Here is a 16,385-nt window from a genome sequence, read left to right as displayed (position 1 = left end):
CCGGCTTTATTTACGAAAAATTTCAGACGGGCCACAGCGGGCCTTCCTGCATCGCTCCAACCTGATCGCGCAATTCGAGAATGCGGTCTTCCCAGTAACGCTGCGTGTTGAACCACGGGAATGCGGCGGGAAAAGCCGGATCGTTCCAGCGGCGCGCAAGCCAGGCGGCGTAATGAATCAGACGCAGCGTCCGCAGCGCTTCGATCAGATGCAGTTCGCGCTGATCGAACTCCCGGAAGTCTTCATAGCCGGCGAGCAGATCGGCGAGCGCGCTGGATGCTTCCGCGCGTCCGGCGGGCAGCAGCAGCCAGAGATCCTGAATCGCGGGGCCCATGCGGCTGTCGTCGAAATCGACGAAATGCGGGCCCGCGTCGGTCCACAGCACATTGCTCGGATGACAATCGCCGTGCATGCGCAACTGGCCGATATCGCCGGCGCGCTCGAAACAGTGCGCGACGCCTTCCAGCGCCATCGATACGACGCGCTCGTAGGCCTCGCGAACATCGTCGGGGACGAAGCGATGGGTCAGCAGGAACTCGCGCGGCTCGTAGCCGAACGTCTGGATGTCGAGCGTCGGACGCTCGCGATACGGCTCGATCGCCCCGACCGCGTGAATGCGCCCGATGAAGCGCCCGAGCCATTCCAGCGTGTCGCGGCGGTCGAGATCGGGCGCGCGCCCGCCGCGCCGCTCGAAGACGGAGAAGCGAAAGCCGTCGAACTCGTGCAGCGTCGAGCCTTCGACGACGCGCGCCGGCACCGCCGGAATCTCACGCGCGACGAGGCTCGCGACGAACGCATGCTCTTCGAGGATGGCTTCGTTCGACCAACGATTCGGGCGGTAAAACTTCGCGATCACCGGCGGGCCGTCTTCGACGCCGACCTGATACACGCGGTTCTCGTAGCTGTTGAGCGGCAACAGGCGACCGTCGGTGCGCGCGCCGGCGGGCATCAGCAGACCATCGACGGCGTCGAGCACGCGCTCGGGCGTGAGGCCGGCGAAGGGAGGGGCGTCTTCGGCGGACGCGTCGGCGGAGCCGGAATGAAGTGAGTTCATCCCGACATTGTGCCGCGCCTTCCAGCGGCCGGCACGCGACGATTCGTCAGCCGACGGGCGGCATCCTCAATGGACGACCGTGTTCGACGGGCGCACGACATCGCCCGTATCGATCAGGTCTTCGAGAAAGAACGGCTCGGTATTGAGCAACTGAGTGACGCCGGGTTCGCCTGCATACCAGGCGACCATCGCCATGTCGCCAAGAATGCGCATGACGATGCCGCGCGCGCCCTGAGGCACGGCAATATGCACGGAGCGGACAATCGAACCGATTTGCATGATGAATCCCCGTTTACGTGCCGGCGATCAACAGATGATACGCCGGCCCAGTGTTGCACCCGCACAGGCTTTCAACGGCTCGTGCACCGACAATCGCCGCGTCTTTGTTGCGTGAAGCGCGACTTGCGCGGCTTTCATGAACGATTGTGCGCTTACTTTAGCGCATGGCGGCGCGCGAATGCGATGCTCTTCACCGTGAATTGTTGCCTGACGCAGATACCGCAAGCGTCAGTCCCGTGTTGCGGCACGCCGAATGCACCGCTGCATCCGGCAAAACCCAGGGAACGGCGTATCGTTACGCGTTTGATGTTTTAAGCGGAGACTTACCCGTGAGTGCCCCAGCCGACGACGCAACGGCCTACCTCGAACGCGGCTCGCGCGCTTACTGGCGCGCGTCGCTCGCGCTGCTCTTCGCCGGCTACGCGACGTTCTCGCTGCTCTACTGCGTGCAGCCGCTGCTCCCCGAATTCACGCGATCGTTCGGCGTCACCCCGGCGGTCAGTGCGCTGGCGGTTTCCGTCAGTACAGCGGCGCTCGCGGTCGCGATCTTCATTGCCGGATTCGTGTCCGAAAGCTGGAGCCGGCATCGGCTCATGACGCTGTCGCTGCTTGCGTCGTCCGTGCTCACGGTGATCGCCGCCTTGCTGCCGAACTGGCACGCGCTCTTGGTCGTGCGCGCGCTCGAAGGCTTCGCGCTCGGCGGCGTACCGGCCGTCGCGATGGCCTATCTCGCGGAGGAAGTGCATCCCGAAGGGCTCGGCCTCGCGATGGGCCTTTATGTCGGCGGGACCGCGATCGGCGGCATGGCGGGGCGCGTGATCAGTGGCGTGCTTGCGGACTTTTTCGGCTGGCGCGTGGCGATCGGCGGCATCGGCCTGCTTGGGCTGCTCGCGACGCTCGCGTTTCGCTCGCTCCTGCCGCCGTCACGGCGATTCAAGCCACGGCGCGGCGTCGGGTTTCATCATCATCGGCGCTCGCTTGCGGGGCATTTGCGGCATCGTGGATTGCCGTTTCTGTTTCTCACCGGCTTCGTGCTGATGGGCAGCTTCGTCACGCTCTATAACTACGTCGGGTATCGGCTGCTTGGCGCGCCGTTCAGCCTAAACCAGACGGAGATCGGCGCGATTTTCACCGTTTATCTGACGGGCGTGGTCGCGTCGCCCTGGTCCGGCAAAATGGCCGATGTCTTCGGACGCGGCCGCGTGCTGATGGCGAGCGTGCTGCTGATGATGATCGGCATCGCGCTGACGGTGTCGATGTCGCTGCCGGTGATCATCGGCGGTATCGCGTGTCTGACGTTCGGCTTCTTCGCCGGGCACTCGGTGGCGAGCGGCTGGGTCGGACGGCTCGCCGCGCAGGCGAAAGGACAGGCCGCAGCACTCTATCTCCTCGCGTATTACCTTGGATCGAGCCTGATCGGATCGTACGGCGGGCATTTCTGGACTGCGTTCGGATGGCCGGGCGTCGCCGGCTTGATCGGCGGGTTGCTGGTGATCGGGCTGGCGGCCGCCGCTTATCTGAATGGACGCGAGCGCGCTGCGCAAGCCGAATGAAATCTAAGGAAACCTAGGGTTTTTCCGCGTCTGCTTAATTACGACCCCGCGCAGGCCTTGTGGCGCAAGGCCGCACGCGCTGAGCTTCGCGTCCGGCCCGCCCTTGCCCGCCGACGAGCCGTCTCCCGCGGCCTATACTCGAATCGTCGATGCGCCGCTTGTTAGAAGCGCATCGAGACCGAAAAAGCAGGACGATGGGAGACGCACCATGACGTATTTCACGATCGGCGATTTCATTCTGGTCATCCCGATGGCGCTCGCGGGCGCGCTGTTTCTCGGGGCCATTCCATGCGCTTCGCACTTCAAGAACAATGTGCTCCGAGCGTTCGGCGCGCTCGTCGGCGTGCTCGTCGCGTTCCTGCTCGTCGAGGGACTGCCGGCGCTCATATGACGATGACGTCGCCACCGCGACGTCATCGAGCGCAAGCGGTTCTTACAGATGTTCGCCGAGGAACGCCAGCGTGCGTCCGTGAGCGAACGCGGATGCCTTCGCGTTATACGACGCGCGCTCGCCGCAGTTGAAGCCGTGATCGGCGCCGGGGTACACATGCACTTCGGCATCCGCGCGGCCCGCGAAGCGCTGACGCACGGCGTCGACGGCATCGGCGGGAATGTGGGCGTCGAGTTCGCCGTAGTGGAACTGGATCGGCGCCTTGACCTGATCGGCCTTGTCGAGCTGATTCTGGATGCCGCCGCCGTAATAAGCCACCGCCACGTCCACCGAGCCTTCCGCCGCGGCCAGATACGCCAGGCGCCCGCCGAAGCAGTAGCCGATCGCCGCCACTTTGCCGCTCACCTCCGGCAGCGCGCGCAACGCCTTGGCGGCTGCGCCTACATCGGCGACGGCTAAGTCGAGATTGGTCTTCTGCAGCAGTTCCATCGCCTTGTCGCGATCCGCGCCTTCATAGCCGAGTTCGACGCGCGGCTGCGTGCGCCAGAAAACATCGGGCGCGAGCGCGATATAACCATCGGCTGCATATTGATCCGCGACGCTGCGAATGTGCGAATTCACGCCGAAGATCTCCTGCAGGATGATGACGGCAGGCCCGGTCCCGGTCTTCGGCAGCGCGAGATAGCCCTGGAAGCTGCCGCCGTCGGCGGGAATGTCGATCCATCGGGAAGTCACGGTAACGGTCACGTCGAAGCTCCTTGTTTGCTTGAGGAAAAACGCAGGCGAGTGAGTGTGCCAGCTTTCCCTTTCAGTCGCCTGAGCGTGCCCTGGCATACGCTTTGACACGCGGGCCCGTTTTTTGGAGGCTCATACCTAAACGCATCGTGAAAACGGCCTTTTAAAACAGGCTAATGGCGATAGGGCGGCGGATTATCGGCGCATGAGCAGCGAACTTGAAGAACGCGTGAAGCCGGGCCGCGCGATGCCCCGGAAACCCGCGCTGACAGTGCTTTCGAGCGAGATCGCCACCACAAAGTCGCGGGCTTCTCAACTAGCCGTTAATCGGTAGTCACACCACTATCTTAAAAAACTTCCCTAAATTAATTTGACAACCCTACACTTGCGCGCAGTGCGGATGGCGGCCGCCACGAACGGCCTGCCAGAAGGACTTGCCAAGTGCATGACGATGCATCCGGCGTGGTCGTCCACGGGACTGAGCGATCGTGATGAAAGACGGGGCACAGGGCGATTACGTTGTCGTTGTTTTGGACCGAAACTGGAGACTTACATGAACACCAAGCTTCACAAAGTGTTGCCGATCAGCGCCGCAGCCGTGCTGTTCGCTACGTTGGCAACGTCCGCAGCAGCCGACCAGGTCGTCAAGATCGGTCACGTCGCACCGCTGACCGGCGGTATCGCTCACCTGGGCAAGGACAACGAAAACGGCGCGCGGATGGCAGTCGAAGAGATCAACGCAAAGGGTCTCACGATCGGCGGTCAGAAGATCACGCTGCAACTGGACCCGCAAGACGATGCAGCCGACCCGCGTACCGCTACGCAAGTCGCGCAGAAGCTCGTCGATGACAAGGTCGTCGCGGTCGTCGGTCACCTGAACTCCGGCACGTCCATCCCGGCATCGAAGATTTATAGCGACGCGGGCATCGTCCAGATCTCCCCGTCGGCAACGAACCCGGCCTACACGCAGCAAGGCTTCAAGACGACGTATCGCGTCGTCGCGACCGATGCGCAGCAAGGCCCGGCGCTCGCCAACTACGCGGCGAAGAGCCTGAAGGTGAAGACGGTCGCCGTGGTCGACGATTCGACCGCCTACGGCCAGGGTCTCGCGAACGAGTTCGAGAAGACCGCCAAGTCGCTGGGCCTGAAGGTGGTGTCGCATGACGCGACGAACGACAAGGCCGTGGACTTCCGCGCCATTCTCACGAAGATCAAGGGCGAAAACCCCGACGCCGTGATGTACGGCGGCATGGACGCGACCGGCGGCCCGTTCGCCAAGCAGGCGAAGCAGCTCGGCCTGCGCGCGAAGGTGCTCGCGGGTGACGGCGTCTGCACGGAAAAGCTGGCTGACCTGGCCGGCGATGCAACCGACAATGTCGTGTGCTCGGAAGCAGGCATGGCGCTCGAAAAGATGGAAGGCGGTCAGGCTTTCGCGGCCAAGTTCCAGAAGCGCTTTGGCCAGCCGATCCAGATCTACGCGCCGTTCACGTATGACGCGGTGTACATCATCGTCGACGCGATGAAGCGCGCCAACTCGGCTGACCCGGCGAAGATTCTCGCCGCGATGCCGAACACGGACTACAAAGGCGTGATCGGCCAGACGAGCTTCGACTCGAAGGGCGACCTGAAGCACGGCGTGATCTCGCTGTACGACTACAAGAAGGGCAAGAAGACGCTGCTCGACGTGGTCAAGATGTAATCACGGCAGGACACTCGTCCTGAAGAACGCGCGGACCCGAAAGGTCCGCGCGTTTTTTTATATCTTCAGCCGCCTGAGGATGCGCGGGCCGATCAGCGCGACCGCCGCGCAACACGCGGCGACGATGCACAGCCCGATCGGCAGCGAACTGATCTGCGCCACGCCGCCGATCAGCACCGGCCCCAGCAGCAAGCCGAAATACGCGAGGCCGGCGACCTGCGCGAGGCCTTCTGCCGCCGTCACGCCTTCGACGCGCGCAGCCGCCGCGAACAGCACGGGCATCATGTTCGCGAGACCGAGGCCCATCAGCGTGAAGCCGGTCATCGTGACGATGGCGTTCGGAAAGACGAGCGCCATCACCATGCCGATGAACGCGAGCCCCGCGCTGCTGAAGACGAGTTGCGGCGCGCCGAAACGCGCGCGCACCGCATCGCCGCCGAAGCGCCCGGCCGCCATGCCGCCCGAGAACGCGGCGTAGGCGGCGCTGGAAAGCGAATGCGTGGCGAGGACGACATCGCGCATATAGACGGTGGCCCAGTCGTACATCGCGCCTTCCGCGATCAACGCGATCAGCGCGAGCCCGCCCAGCGCCCACAACGCGCCCGAGCGCCAGCGGTTCGACGACGACGCCTTCGCGTGGTCTTCGTGATGCGGCACGTGAGGCAGCACCGAGGGCATCGACGCGAGCAAGACGACGACGCTGGCCCCCGACGCCAGCGCGAGATGCGCCGCCGGCGCGAAGCCATGCGCAATCAGCGCGCCGCCGATCGCCGCGCCCGCCATCCCGCCGATGCTGAACATGCCGTGCAGCGACGACATGATCGGCCGCGCGAGCGCTTCTTCGACGGCGCTCGCTTCGGCGTTCATCGCGACGTCGAGCGTCGCCATGCCGCAGCCGAACACGGCGAGCACGATCAGCAGCATCCAGAAACTCGGCACGACGAGAATCAGTGCGCCGCACACGGTCATCGTGACGCCGCTCGCCATGCAGGCCGTGCGCGTGCCGGCGCGGGCGATCCATGACGCGGTGGTGAGCATCGCGAAAATCGAACCGCCCGCGACAGCGAACAGCGCAAGCGACAGCATGCCCGGGCTGAGCGCGAACTTGTCGCGCACGGTAGGAACGTGCACGCCCCACGAGGCGTACATCATTCCGGCGATGAAAAAGACGGCCATCGTCGCGTAACGGGCGCGCTGGCGCGTCGCGGGAGGCAGGCTGCGATGCAGCGCGAGCGACGGATTGGACTCGCGGGCGGAAGAAGCGGTAGTCGAGTCGGACACAGGAATGCCGTTGGAAAAGGAGGCGAGGTGCCGGGGTTGCAATGGCGCGACGCCGGAGAACCGGACATGATGCCGTCCGGCGCGCAAGCTTACGATTCTATCGAACGGCCAGGAGACACGCTCGCGGGCGGTGCATTACCATTTTCTGAAGCTCATTTCGGAAGCCATCGCATGCACATCCCGCCGCAAGCGCCGCTGCACCTGATTCATCGCGTATCGGAAGGCACGCTCGCCACGCATTCACGCGAGCCGAGCGGCTTTCCCTACCCGACCGCGCTGCCGTTCGCGCCGACCGCGCGCCATGCGCCGATGCTGCTCATCAGCCGTCTGGCCGAGCACACCCGCAATCTTCACGCCGATGCCCGCGCCGGTTTTCTCGTCGCCCACGCAACGGATGGTCACGTGCTGGAAGGCCAGCGGCTGACCTTGCTCGGCACGTTCGCGCCGGCGGCGGAAAGCGAGCACGAAGAACTGGCGCAGCGCTATCTGTGATATCACCCGGACGCCGACCGATATCTTCAGTTGGGCGATTTCGCGTTTTGGGTAATGAAGCCAGAGCGAATGCGCTTCATTGGCGGTTTCGGCGCGATGGGCTGGCTCGATGGTGATGACATCGATCCGCTCGAGCCGATTGCCGCCGCCGACGAGTCTTCGTTATGCGCCTTTTTCGATGCCTATGCGCGCCGCCCCACTAATCTGGAATTATTAGGGATTGATCGCTACGGCTGCGATTTGCTTCGTGATGGCATCCGCAATCGTTTCACCTTCGATAAACCCGCGCTCACAACGGACGATTTAAAAGCAGTGGTTATCGATTGCTTCGAGCGTCAGACGTGAACACGGGGACGGAATATGCCTTTGGGCGCGATGTCAGGCCGGCGGGAATGCGGTTGGCTAACAAGTTGCCATTTGATGGGAATTTTCTTGACCCGCGACTATGGGTACTTTCATTCCATGACATCAGAAGAGTCCGTCGAAGTCCCAGATTTCAAGCATCAGCGATAGCTCGAAAGCCGCGCAATCCGGCAAATGTTACGAGCCAATACATCTAAACGCATTAATGTCAATGCGACGCTCCGTCATAATCGGTTCTGTGTTAATCTCCGCATCAACCCGAGGCTATACTGATAACTGACAGAGCGAGCGCCTGACTCGCAAGACAGCACACCACTAAGGAATTGCCATGCCTTCATACAAGGAACTCCTCGCACAACGCGAGTCTCTCGAACGTCAGATCGAAGAAGCAAAGTCGCGCGAATACGCCGAAGTGCTTAATGAGATCAAGCAGAAGATGGCTGATTATGGCATCACGCTTCAGGAATTGGCCGGGGGTCGCGGCGGCAAATCCGCCAAGGCATCGTCGCGTGGCCGTTCGGGTGTCGCGCCTAAATATCGCGACCCGGAAAGCGGCAGCACGTGGTCCGGCCGTGGCAAGCCGCCGAAGTGGATCGCGGGCCAGGATCGCGATACTTTCCTGATCGGCAAATAAGCCGCGTCAGACGTAAAGAACTAGAAAAGGTCGCGCAAATGCGCGGCCTTTTTCTTTTGCGACCCCGGAATCCGTCGTTAGCTACATGGGTAAGCTGCACGATATAAGCTGCTGATTCGTAACGAGCGCGGCGTCGGAGGCGGCGCGATGCATCGCGCCGCGCTGGTAAAATCAAACCTCGATGACACGAGGTGGATTACATGTCACTTTCAGTGGCGGATGCGGCGGAAAAGCAGGCGGTTGCCGTCCGGACTACGTGGACAAGTATCCTGCTTAATAGCGGCTTGACCGCAGGCCAGCTAGTCGTGGGTGTAATTGCGCACTCCCAGGCGTTGATTGCCGACGGCGTGCATTCCCTGGCCGATATCGTGTCGGATTTTGTCGTGCTGATTGCGAACCGGAAGGCCGCTGCCGTTCCGGATATCGATCACAACTACGGTCACAGCCGGTATGAAACCGTCGCTTCCCTTTTCCTCGGTGGATTGCTGATTGTCGTTGGCGCGGGAATGTTATGGCGCGCCGGAACGCGCATCATGCATCTTCACGATATTCCGCCAGTCCACGCGAGCGCGCTGGCGGTGGCCATTATCGTGCTGCTTTCGAAGGAAGCGCTTTTCCGGTATATGCTTCGGGCCGCTGAACGCGTCCGTTCCGCAATGCTCGTCGCGAATGCGTGGCACGCCCGTTCGGATGCGGCTTCTTCGCTCGTGGTTGCGCTCGGCATCATCGGCAGTCTCGCCGGTTTTCGCATTCTCGATCCTATTGCGGCGGCGCTTGTCGGTTTCATGATCGGCAAAATGGGCTGGAGCTTTGCCTGGGATGCGTTGCAAGATCTCTCGGATCGTGCACTCGATGAAGCCACTACCGCCGATTTACGCAGCATGTTGCTCGATACACCCGGCGTGCGCGATGTGCATGATCTGCGGACCCGCAAAATGGGCGACCTCGCGATCGTCGATGCGCATATTCTCGTCGATCCGCTCATTACCGTTTCGGAAGGCCATTTCATTGCAGAATCCGCGAGGGCGCATATTCTCCTGGACCCCCGCGTGATCGATGCGCTTATTCACGTCGATCCCGAAAGCGATGCCGCGAATCCGCTGCCCGGCAAATATCCGCTGCGCTCGGCCGTCGCGGAGGCCGTGCGTGCGGCATTTTCCGTACCGGGCTTATCCGTCGATGCACTTAATCTGCATTACCTCAAGCGCGGCTTCGATGTCGAAATCCTGTTGCCGCCTGCCAAGTCGGGCGACACGGAATCGCGGCTCGCGAGCGTCGACCTCGACGCGCTCAGGCAGACCTTGGGCGCACGCGAGATTCGCGTGGCTCAGTCGATGACGCGGGCCGCGCAAAGAACGGCCAAACACGCCGCCGATTAACGCGCCCGCATCGAATCAAAGCGGCAGTTGCGTATCGAACTTGATTTCCCGCAACACGACGCTCGTGCGAACCTGCGCCACCGCCGGAATCTTGAAAATGCGGTCGTGCAGAAAGGCGTCGTACGCCTTGATATCGGGCGCGACTATCTTGAGGATGTAATCCGATTCGCCGGTCGTGCTGTAGCACTCCGTGACTTCGGGGCACGTGGCGATCTCGCGTTCGAATTGTTCGACGCCGCCTTCCGTATGCCGCGTCAGGTGAATATGCGCAAGCGCGCAGACATGCAGGCCGAGTTTCTCGCGATCCAGCAGCGCGGTATAGCGCTGGATTACGCCAGACTGCTCCATGTCCTTGATTCGTCGCCAGCAAGGCGTACTGGACAGGCCGACCTGATCGGAAATTTCCTGAACGGAGCGCCGGGCGTCTAGTTGCAGAAGACGCAGGATTTTTTGTGAGAATGTATCGAGAGTCAACTGCGCCTCCGTTCGGTCGCGATTTGACTCTCATAGTAGAGGCGCCAGAAAAGAAAGGCAATGCAACGCCAGTGCAATGAGGTAGTTTCCCCTACTCACTGACTAGACGGCGCGTTTTTACCTTTCGCATTATCGCCTGCCGGTGACGTCGCATTTTCGTCGGTATTTTGCGACGTTCTCGCTGCCGCCGCCTCTTGCGATGCCCGCAATTCCGCCAGCATATTGCAGAACAGCGCGCCTTGCTCAATGGCGTCATCAAGCGCGACGTGCGTGTGCGGCAGTTCATCGAACCAGTGCTTCGGCAGGCGCGGCTTGATGGCCTTGCGATACGGCAAGCCCGTCATGGCGAACGCGAGCGTCTTGATATCCAGCGCGGACCACGAGAACGGACATCGCTCGGCAAAGCGCATCATGTACCAGAACATATAGGTGAAGTCGAAGCCCGCCGGATACGCGACGAACACCGGCTTGCCCGGCAACGCCTCGACCCATTCCACATAGTTGACAAGCGCGGCCTCCGGCTTTTGCAGGTCGACGCGGCATGCCGCCCACGCTTCGGGCTGCGTTTTCCACCAGGCGGCCTGCACGGGATGCGGCGCGGCGCCTTCCAGCGTTTCGAGATTCGCGGAGAACGTAGCGATGAGCTGCTTGTCCGCCGTGTATGCCGCTGATGCAAAACTCAGCATCGAATGCGGGCCGGGGATGGGACCGTCGGCTTCGACATCGGTACTGACGTAGATTTCGGGGATCGCGTTCATGCTGCGACTCCATCGCGGACGAACGGGTTGCTGCGACGCTCTTCTCCGAAAGTCGACGCCGGACCGTGACCCGGCACGAACGTGACATCGTCGCCGAGCGGCCAGAGCTTCTCGCGGATCGAGCGGATCAGTTCCGCGTGATTGCCGCGCGGAAAGTCCGTACGGCCGATCGAGCCCGAGAACAGCACATCCCCGACGAAGGCCAGCCGATGCGCGCGACTGAAAAACACGACGTGCCCCGGCGTATGTCCGGGACAGAAGTAGACGTCCATCTCTTCATCGCCGAAGCGAACGGTGTCGCCATCCTCGAGCCAGCGTTCGGGCGTGAACGCTTCGGCATTCGAGAATCCGAACCGTTGCGTCTGAGCGGGCAACTGATCGATCCAGAACGCGTCTTCCTTGTGAGGCCCTTCTATCTGTATTCCGTAGTGATCTGCCAGCGCCTTGGCCCCGCCGCAATGATCGAGATGGCCGTGCGTCAGCAGGATCTTCTCGACGGTGACGCCCTGCTGCTCCACTTCCGCGATGATCCGATCGATGTCCCCACCCGGATCGACGACAGCGGCGCGCTGCGTCGCTTCACAGATGACGATCGAGCAGTTCTGCTGAAATGGCGTCACGGGAACGAGAATGACTTTCATGGGTCTGTCGATGAGGCTGACGCGCGTGTAAAAACGCTCATTGTACCGGGGGCGAGAGACCGTCGACGAAGGCGCGCGTAAACCCGCTAACCAGCCAAAAATACGGAAATTCTTACGCTCATAGTCAGAATCAATGACGATTGCCACAGTCCGGCGGACTGAACCCCGATTTTTTTGTATAATGCCTTCACTTGTGCATGGTTTCATCATGCCGTCAACGGGTGATCGCTGAAACGCCAGGGCGTTTTTTACAATCACCATCAGTACGCTGTTAGGGGCCAAAAGCCTCGCAACTGCAACTCAACGCACCTTCTCGTAGGTGCACACGTCTTGTCCAGCCGGGCGCCGCGCGTCCGTCAGATGGCCTTTGCGCCGTCACGCTGGATGGGGCCTACGCCGCCGTTCCTGCGCTGTCTCGTGTGAGACGCGCACGAGTGTGATGCCACGTTCGATGGCGGCATGTGGGGTCTGGTCAGGCTGCCGGGGACAGGTTGCGCCAGACGTGAACGATAACCGGGCGTTTGCGGCGAACTTGCGCCGCATCCGGGCATCAGTCCGCCGTTCGCTTGATCGAACGGCGCGCTGTCATGCACGGCGAAGCCTATGGCTGCCTTGCGCGCGCTCAACAGCGCGGCGCGGCGGCCGCTTACCGTTGGAACACGTCTATGGATGTTCGATACATTCGACATATTGCAAGCCTGTTAGCCGTTGGCGTGCTGGCCGGTTGCGCCGCGCCGGGATCGGGCGATGTTGCCTCGTCGACGCCCGCTTCGTCTTATCACCGGACGGCAGGTTCTTTCAGCACGAGCAATGCCCGCTCTGCCGATACGCCCCTCGCCTTCGACTCCAGGCTGAACGCGCTGCCGGCGCAGGATGCCGACAAGGGCCGTTCGCTGGCGGACGCCGAGCCGATCACGGCCGGACCGGACGTCGGCAATTTTGAGCAAAAGGGCAAGGCTTCGTGGTATGGCCGGCTGTTCCACGGCCGCAAGACCGCGAGCGGCGAGAAGTTCAACATGAACGCGATGACCGCCGCGCACCGCACGTTGCCGCTGGCGTCGTGGGTGCGGGTGACGAACGAGTCGAATCACAAGACCGTCGTCGTCAAGATCAACGATCGCGGTCCGTACGTGGGCAATCGCGTGATCGATCTGTCGTATGCGGCTGCGTCGGCGCTGGGCATGCGCGGCGTCGGAACGCAGAAGGTGAAGATCGAAGGACTTACGCAGCAGGAGGCGCGCGCCGCCCGCGAACAGTCCCAATCGCTCGCCGACGACAGCGTGAACTAAACGTTCATCGTCCGTCCGCGATACAGCAAAGGGCCGTCCATCGACGGCCCTTTGCTTTGCTACTCCTCTTCCTGCTGTTTGCTGAGCCGCAACGCGCGATCGTAGAGCATGTTGCGCGACGCTCCCGTCAGCGTCGACGCAATGCGCGCTGCGCTCTTCACCGATAGTTCTTCCAGCAACGTGGCGAGCAGCGCATCGTGCGCGTCGTCCGCTTCCTCGAGTTCGGGCGCGCCTTCCACGACGAGCACGAATTCGCCGCGCTGACGGTTGGCATCGCCTTCGAGCCACGTTGGCCCTTCGGCCAGGGTGCAGCGATGCAGGCTCTCATGTAACTTCGTCAACTCGCGTGCGATGAGCAGTTGCCGGTCGCCGCCGAGCACTTCTGCGAGCGCGCGTGTCGTTTCGACGATGCGATGCGGCGCTTCATAGAACACCAGCGCCATCCGATGATTCGCGAGCGTCCGAAGCTGCGCCGCGCGTTGCTTCGGCTTGGCAGGCAGAAAGCCGACGAACGTAAAGCCGGCGACCCACGCACCGGCCGCGCTCAACGCGGTGACGACCGCGCTTGCGCCCGGCAGTGGAATGACCGGGAAGCCGGCTGCGCGCACGGCATCGACGAGGCGCGCGCCCGGATCGGAGATGCCGGGCGTGCCCGCATCCGACACGCACGCGAGACGCTCGCCGCTGCGCAAATGCTCGATGACGCGCTCGGCCGCGCTGCGCTCGTTGTGCTCGTGCACTGCGATCAGCGGCTTCGCGATGCCGTAGCGCGCGAGCAATTGCGCGGTGTTGCGCGTGTCTTCGGCCGCGATGCGATCGACGAGGCCGAGCACGTGGAGTGCGCGCACGGTGATGTCGGCGGCATTGCCGATCGGCGTTGCGACGACATAGAGCGCGCCCGTCGGATACTGCTGCCCGTCGGCTAATTCGGAGATCTGAAGCATGTGCGCGGACGTGCAGGGTAAAGGACCACATTCTGCCACGCGCGCGGGCAACAACTTTAGCGGGAAGCTCATGTCCAAAACGCTCGGCGATGCGTTCGAAGCACGCGCGCTCGAATATCTGCAACGGCAGCGCATGCGCCTCGTTGCGCGCAATGTGCGATGCCGCGGCGGCGAGATCGACCTCGTGATGCTCGATGAACGCGGCGCGCTGATCTTCGTCGAAGTGCGTGCGCGCAAGAGCGCGCGCTTCGCGGATGCGGCGGCGAGCGTCGGCATGACGAAGCGCATGCGGCTCGTGCGTGCCGCGCAGCACTATCTGACGACGTGGCGCGGCGCGCTGCCGGCCTGCCGCTTCGATGTCGTCGCTTTCGATGCGGGCCGTATCCGCTGGGTTCGCGACGCCTTTCGCGCCGACGAGTCCTGAGCCACGGTCGGCCGCATGGTGCATGCGGTAAACTGCGCACACTCGATGCGGGCGTGCGCCTCGCGTCCTCGTCCCATGCAACGAATGCCGCATCGCGGCCGATTAACCGAGAGTCGATGTCAGTCGAACGCATCCAACAGCAATTCCGCGACAGCGCCGCGCTCACACTCGAAGCACTGGATTCGCTCGCGGTTCCGATCGCGGCCGCGGTCGACACGCTCTTCAGCGCGCTCGCCAACGGTTCGAAGATCCTCGTCTGCGGCAATGGCGGTTCGGCTGCCGACGCACAACGCTTCGCCTCGTCGCTGATCGGCCGGTTCGAGCGTGAGCGTCCGGGCTTGCCGGCTATCGCGCTGACGACCGATTCATCGATACTGACCGCCATCGGCAACGACTACGCGTTCAAGCAGATTTTCTCGAACCAGGTGCGCGCGCTCGGCCAGGCGGGCGACGTGTTGCTGGCGATCAGTACATCGGGCAATTCGGTCAACGTGCTGGCGGCGGTTCAGGAAGCGCATGAGCGAGAGATGATCGTGATCGCGCTGACCGGCAACGGCGGCGGCGTGATGTCCGAGGTGCTCGTCGATACCGACATTCATATGTGCGTGCCGTCCGAGCGGACCGCGCGCATCCAGGAAATCCATCTGCTGACCATCCATTGCCTGTGCGACGGCATCGACGCGATGCTGCTGGGCGAAGACTGAATTTCAAAAGGGGAACGGATTTGATGAAGAAGACACGCGTCAAGGCGGCGCTGGCGAATGCCACGCTGATGGTGAGCCTGTTGTCCGGCGTCGCGTTGACGCTGCAAGGCTGTGCGCTTGCTGTCGTCGGGGCGGCTGCGGGCGGCACGCTCATCGCCACGGATCGCCGTACGCTGGGCGCGCAGACCGAAGATCGCGAGATTCAGGTGAAGGCGCTTTCGCGCATCAAGGACAACGTGTCGGATCAGGCGCACGTCAACGTGACGGTGTTCAACCGTCGCGTGCTGCTGACGGGTGAAGTGCCCGACGACGCATCGAAGCAGCGCGCCGAAGCCGTCGTGCGCGATATCAACAACGTGGGCGGCATCGTCAATGAGCTGGCCGTGCAGCCGGCGAGTACGTACTCGTCGCGCGCCAACGATTCGTACCTCGAGGGCCGCGTGAAGACGGCGATGGTCGGCGAGAAGGATCTGTCGGCGAACTACTACAAGGTGGTGTGCGAGCGCAGCGTCGTTTATCTGATGGGCCTCGTCACACAGTATGAGGGCGCGCATGGCGCCGATGTTACCGCGCGCGTGCCGGGCGTCGAGCAGGTCGTGAAGGTGTTCCAGTACATCAAGCCGGATGAAGCGAAGGCGCTCGAAGCGGCGGCTGCATCGGGCGCGAGCGCGCCTGCTGCAACGTCGTCTTCAACGGATGCGACGGTGGGCACGGTGCCGGATTCGTCGGTGACGGCGCGGCCGCTGGATCAGCAGTCGCCGGCGCCGGTCAAGAACTCGGACGTGCATCCGGGCGGTTCTTCGAGCAAGTGATAGGTGTCGATGATGTTTGAAGCAAGGGTTGCAAGCGGCGCGCTCGTCGTGGCGTTGTCGTGTTTGGGCGTGTCGATGTCGATGTCGGCGTTCGCGGCGGATCAGCCGGCGCCGGCGACGGCAAATGCGATCGCCATTGCGCGCAGCAATGCGTGCATGGGCTGTCATGCGGTGGATCGCAAGCTGGTGGGGCCGTCGTTTCAGCAGGTCGCGCAGAAGTACAAGGGCGATGCGCAGGCGTCTGCGAAGCTGGCAAAGAAGGTGAAGGACGGCGGCGCAGGCGTGTGGGGTTCGATTCCGATGCCATCGCATCCCGCGATGAACGACGGGGATGTGAAGGCCGTCGTCGCGTGGGTGCTGGCGGGGGCGCCGCAGAAGTAACGTGGTTCTGTGGGCCTTCGGGAGCTTGATTGGCGCGCAGAGGGCTGTGGTACAATTTCGCTTCGTTGGGGGGGTAGCTCAGCTGGGAGAGCGTCGCG

General features: G+C 62.8%; 18 protein-coding genes and 1 pseudogene. 11 read left to right on the top strand and 8 right to left on the bottom strand.

Annotated features, from left to right (window positions below):
* Positions 1 to 22: 22 nt before the first annotated feature.
* Both BG57_RS23140 and BG57_RS23135 read right to left on the bottom strand, forming a co-directional pair.
* Positions 23 to 1,054: a serine/threonine protein kinase gene (locus tag BG57_RS23140; protein ID WP_035968522.1), complete on the bottom strand. Its 1,032-nt coding sequence runs from the start codon at positions 1,052 to 1,054 to the stop codon at positions 23 to 25.
* Between the two features lie 66 nt (positions 1,055 to 1,120).
* Positions 1,121 to 1,333 (bottom strand): hypothetical protein, encoded by a 213-nt coding sequence (locus BG57_RS23135; RefSeq protein WP_014192763.1) that lies wholly within the window; start codon positions 1,331 to 1,333, stop codon positions 1,121 to 1,123.
* 329 nt (positions 1,334 to 1,662) lie between these two features.
* Between BG57_RS23135 and BG57_RS23130 the strand changes: the two genes are divergently transcribed.
* Entirely contained in the window at positions 1,663 to 2,886 is a 1,224-nt protein-coding gene (locus BG57_RS23130; RefSeq protein WP_035968519.1) for an MFS transporter, read from the top strand.
* 208 nt (positions 2,887 to 3,094) lie between these two features.
* On the top strand, positions 3,095 to 3,277 hold the full coding sequence (locus tag BG57_RS23125) for a hypothetical protein (protein ID WP_035968518.1): 183 nt from the start codon (positions 3,095 to 3,097) through the stop codon (positions 3,275 to 3,277).
* Positions 3,278 to 3,319: 42 nt separating this feature from the next.
* Here the strand turns inward: BG57_RS23125 and BG57_RS23120 are convergent, their stop codons facing one another.
* Positions 3,320 to 4,024: a dienelactone hydrolase family protein gene (locus BG57_RS23120; protein ID WP_035968515.1), complete on the bottom strand. Its 705-nt coding sequence runs from the start codon at positions 4,022 to 4,024 to the stop codon at positions 3,320 to 3,322.
* 541 nt (positions 4,025 to 4,565) lie between these two features.
* On the opposite strand from BG57_RS23120, the gene BG57_RS23115 reads away from it, so the two are divergent.
* On the top strand, positions 4,566 to 5,711 hold the full coding sequence (locus BG57_RS23115) for a branched-chain amino acid ABC transporter substrate-binding protein (RefSeq protein WP_035968512.1): 1,146 nt from the start codon (positions 4,566 to 4,568) through the stop codon (positions 5,709 to 5,711).
* Between the two features lie 57 nt (positions 5,712 to 5,768).
* On the opposite strand, the gene BG57_RS23110 is transcribed toward BG57_RS23115, so the two are convergent.
* A complete protein-coding gene (locus tag BG57_RS23110) occupies positions 5,769 to 6,992 on the bottom strand; it encodes an MFS transporter (protein WP_035968511.1) in 1,224 nt (407 codons plus the stop codon).
* A 171-nt stretch (positions 6,993 to 7,163) separates the two neighbouring features.
* Between BG57_RS23110 and BG57_RS23105 the strand changes: the two are divergent.
* The 3 genes and pseudogenes from BG57_RS23105 (at position 7,164) to BG57_RS23095 (ending at position 9,860) form a co-directional block, all read left to right on the top strand.
* Positions 7,164 to 7,829 (top strand): annotated as a pseudogene (locus BG57_RS23105) (HugZ family pyridoxamine 5'-phosphate oxidase).
* A gap of 346 nt (positions 7,830 to 8,175) precedes the next feature.
* Positions 8,176 to 8,481, top strand: a complete 306-nt coding sequence (locus BG57_RS23100) for an H-NS histone family protein (RefSeq protein WP_035968509.1) — start codon at positions 8,176 to 8,178, stop codon at positions 8,479 to 8,481.
* A gap of 200 nt (positions 8,482 to 8,681) precedes the next feature.
* A complete protein-coding gene (locus BG57_RS23095; protein ID WP_035968508.1) occupies positions 8,682 to 9,860 on the top strand; it encodes a cation diffusion facilitator family transporter in 1,179 nt (392 codons plus the stop codon).
* 15 nt (positions 9,861 to 9,875) lie between these two features.
* Here BG57_RS23095 and BG57_RS23090 read toward each other — a convergent pair whose 3' ends face one another.
* From BG57_RS23090 to BG57_RS23080, 3 genes are all read right to left on the bottom strand, one after another.
* A complete protein-coding gene (locus BG57_RS23090) occupies positions 9,876 to 10,334 on the bottom strand; it encodes an Lrp/AsnC family transcriptional regulator (RefSeq protein WP_008352298.1) in 459 nt (152 codons plus the stop codon).
* A 95-nt stretch (positions 10,335 to 10,429) separates the two neighbouring features.
* Positions 10,430 to 11,092, bottom strand: a complete 663-nt coding sequence (locus BG57_RS23085; RefSeq protein WP_035968506.1) for a 3'-5' exonuclease family protein — start codon at positions 11,090 to 11,092, stop codon at positions 10,430 to 10,432.
* Positions 11,089 to 11,733: an MBL fold metallo-hydrolase gene (locus BG57_RS23080; RefSeq protein ID WP_035968503.1), complete on the bottom strand. Its 645-nt coding sequence runs from the start codon at positions 11,731 to 11,733 to the stop codon at positions 11,089 to 11,091. Before BG57_RS23080 ends, BG57_RS23085 begins: the two co-directional genes overlap by 4 nt.
* 665 nt (positions 11,734 to 12,398) lie before the next feature.
* On the opposite strand from BG57_RS23080, the gene BG57_RS23075 reads away from it, so the two are divergent.
* Positions 12,399 to 13,022 carry a septal ring lytic transglycosylase RlpA family protein gene (locus tag BG57_RS23075; RefSeq protein ID WP_035968598.1) on the top strand — a complete coding sequence of 208 codons (624 nt, stop codon included), beginning with the start codon at positions 12,399 to 12,401 and terminating at the stop codon, positions 13,020 to 13,022.
* Between the two features lie 59 nt (positions 13,023 to 13,081).
* Here BG57_RS23075 and rsmI read toward each other — a convergent pair whose 3' ends face one another.
* A complete protein-coding gene (gene rsmI / locus BG57_RS23070; RefSeq protein WP_035968502.1) occupies positions 13,082 to 13,966 on the bottom strand; it encodes a 16S rRNA (cytidine(1402)-2'-O)-methyltransferase in 885 nt (294 codons plus the stop codon).
* On the opposite strand from rsmI, the gene BG57_RS23065 reads away from it, so the two are divergent.
* The 4 genes from BG57_RS23065 to BG57_RS23050 all read left to right on the top strand — a co-directional run bounded on the left by BG57_RS23065 (position 13,965) and on the right by BG57_RS23050 (position 16,287).
* The gene (locus BG57_RS23065) at positions 13,965 to 14,390 is read left to right on the top strand and encodes a YraN family protein (RefSeq protein WP_052005955.1); all 426 of its coding nucleotides are present in this window, start codon (positions 13,965 to 13,967) and stop codon (positions 14,388 to 14,390) included. The genes rsmI and BG57_RS23065 overlap by 2 nt on opposite strands.
* 116 nt (positions 14,391 to 14,506) lie before the next feature.
* Positions 14,507 to 15,094, top strand: coding sequence for a phosphoheptose isomerase (locus BG57_RS23060; RefSeq protein ID WP_035968500.1), 588 nt, complete (start codon positions 14,507 to 14,509; stop codon positions 15,092 to 15,094).
* Between the two features lie 23 nt (positions 15,095 to 15,117).
* Positions 15,118 to 15,906: a BON domain-containing protein gene (locus BG57_RS23055; RefSeq protein WP_035968498.1), complete on the top strand. Its 789-nt coding sequence runs from the start codon at positions 15,118 to 15,120 to the stop codon at positions 15,904 to 15,906.
* A 75-nt stretch (positions 15,907 to 15,981) separates the two neighbouring features.
* On the top strand, positions 15,982 to 16,287 hold the full coding sequence (locus BG57_RS23050) for a c-type cytochrome (RefSeq protein WP_052005956.1): 306 nt from the start codon (positions 15,982 to 15,984) through the stop codon (positions 16,285 to 16,287).
* Positions 16,288 to 16,385: the final 98 nt, after the last annotated feature.

It is taken from the genome of Caballeronia grimmiae (assembly GCF_000698555.1).
In the GTDB taxonomy this organism is placed as follows: domain Bacteria; phylum Pseudomonadota; class Gammaproteobacteria; order Burkholderiales; family Burkholderiaceae; genus Caballeronia; species Caballeronia grimmiae.
This window is presented reverse-complemented; position numbering and strand designations above follow the sequence as displayed.